Source organism: Planococcus sp. A6 (assembly GCF_028823615.1).
Lineage (GTDB): Bacteria > Bacillota > Bacilli > Bacillales_A > Planococcaceae > Planococcus.
Map to the genome: position 1 here is coordinate 1 of NZ_JAPEHT010000229.1, position 2,391 is coordinate 2,391.

Below are 2,391 nucleotides of genomic sequence, written 5' to 3' on the forward strand. Positions count from 1 at the left end.
CGAATCGTTTGCGGCAGACGATACGCTATGTGAACTGGTCGGCTCTCAGAAAAGCCCGCCGACGGTCCGGACTTGGGTGCATGATGACACCGTCGTTCTTGGAATCCAGGACCACCGCTTGCCTCATATCGATCAAGCGATGGCGGTCTTGGAAGATAACGGCTACCAAGCAATCGTCCGCAATTCCGGCGGCCTGGCCGTTGTCCTCGATTCCGGCGTGTTGAACATTTCCATCGTCCTGTCGGAAAAAGAAGGCGCCATCGACATCCCTCAAGGTTACGATATGATGGTCGAACTCGTCGAAGCCTTGTTTCCGGAAGCGGAAATCGATGCTTACGAAATCGTCGGTTCGTATTGCCCGGGCAGTTACGACTTGAGCATTGGCGGCAAGAAATTCGCCGGCATCTCACAGCGCCGCATCCGCCGCGGCATCGCCGTGCAAGTGTATTTGTGCATCGAAGGAAGCGGCGCGGGGCGGGCGGAAGTGATCCGCGAGTTTTACGAAGCGGGCAAGCAAGGGGAAGAGACGAAATTCAGCTACCCGGAGATCCAGCCAGAGGTGATGGCGTCGCTCAGCGAACTGCTCGGCCGCGACATCACCGTTCCTGAAGTGGTGCTCGATTTGCATGCGCTGCTTGGCTCGCCGGCCCCGATGCCGCTCCAGGAAGAAGAATTTGAATTGTATTCGTTTTATTTGAAACGGGTGCTTGAACGCAATGAAAAAATGCTCGAACGGACGCTTGAATGAGCGTTCGTTTCGTGTAAAATAACCAGTACGATTCGAGGAGGAGTGCCCGTGAGCTACGCGACACAGAAATTAGCTGAAGAAAAAGTGTTCAAAGATCCGGTTCACCGGTATATCCATGTGCGCGACCAAGTGATTTGGGACCTCATCAATTCGAAAGAGTTCCAGCGCCTGCGCCGCATCAAACAACTCGGGACATCCTACCTCGTCTTCCACGGCGCGGAGCATAGCCGTTTCAACCATTCGCTCGGCGTCTATGAAATCGTCCGGCGCATTTCAGACGATGTGTTTCACGGCCGGCCGGAATGGGATGAAAGCGAGCGCTTGACGGTCTTATGTGCAGCGCTGCTTCACGACCTTGGGCATGGCCCGTTTTCGCATTCGTTTGAAAAAGTATTTAACGTGGACCACGAGGAATTCACGCGTGCGATTTTGACCGGTGATACCGAAGTGAACGGCATCTTGAAAAAAGTATCGCCTGATTTTCCTGGCCACGTGGCGGAAGTGATTGCGAAAACCTATTCGAATAAACAAGTGGTCTCGCTCATTTCCAGCCAGATCGATGCCGACCGGATGGATTATTTGCAGCGTGATGCCTATTATACCGGTGTTTCCTATGGCCATTTTGATATGGAACGCATCTTGCGCGTCATGCGGCCGCTTGATGACCAAGTTGTCATCAAGTCGAGCGGCATGCACGCGGTCGAGGACTATATCATGAGCCGTTACCAAATGTACTGGCAAGTGTATTTCCATCCCGTCGCCAGGAGCGCGGAAGTCATTTTGCGGAAGATTTTGCAGCGAGCTAAGGAATTGAGCGAAAGTGGCTACGAATTCCAGCAGCCGCCGACCCACTTTCTCGCCTTTTTCGACCGCAGCTTCACGCTCGCCGATTATTTGGCGCTCGATGAAGGGGTCCTGATGACTTATTTCCAGTTGTGGATAAATGAACGTGATCCGATTTTGGCTGATTTGTGCGAGCGTTTCGTCAATCGCCGCTTGTTTCAATATGTCGATTTCGATCCCGGGACGGATTATAAGAAACTTGGGGAGCTTTCGGCTCTGTTCAAAAAAGCGGGGATCGATCCCGAGTATTATTTGATCGATGATTCGACTTCCGATCTGCCCTATGATTTCTACCGGCCGGGGGAAGAGGAAGAACGCCTGCCAATCCAGTTATTGATGCCAAACGGCGATATTAAGGAACTCTCAAGGCTGTCGCAGATTGTCGATGCCATTTCCGGCAAACGCCGAACCGATTATAAATTGTATTTTCCAGCGGAACTGCTCATCGACGGCAAGAAAAAAGCCATCAAGCAGCAAATCCTGGAGATGCTCAGAGAAGGAGGGATTTAGTTGCTCCAAGAACATGCAAGAATCGTCGATTTTATCGCGACGGCCGAAGGAGTAACCGGCCGCAAGAAACTGCAGAAAATGGTCTATATCATGAAAAAGCTCAATGTCCCGTTCAAGGAGAAATACGAATTCCATATTTATGGGCCGTACTCGGAAGAATTGACGGCGCGCATCGAGGAATTATGCGATATGGGCTTTTTATCGGAAGCGCTTGAAGACAAAGGTTCTTATGTGCAATATAAATACGCCGTAACGGACGAAGGCATGGAATTCCGCAATGCTGTCGGCGC

Annotated in this window: 3 protein-coding genes; all 3 read left to right on the forward strand. The window is 51.6% G+C overall.

Translation table 11 applies throughout. The annotated features are described in order from the left end of the window. A partial coding sequence (locus ON064_RS18005) for a lipoate--protein ligase family protein (protein ID WP_274625843.1) occupies positions 1–748 on the forward strand: 748 nt, incomplete at its 5' end. A 48-nt stretch (positions 749–796) separates the two neighbouring features. Continuing rightward, positions 797–2,101: an HD domain-containing protein gene (locus ON064_RS18010; RefSeq protein ID WP_274625844.1), complete on the forward strand. Its 1,305-nt coding sequence runs from the start codon at positions 797–799 to the stop codon at positions 2,099–2,101. Beyond that, positions 2,102–2,391, forward strand: a 290-nt coding sequence (locus tag ON064_RS18015; protein ID WP_407951630.1) for a YwgA family protein, incomplete at its 3' end; no start/stop codon positions are given.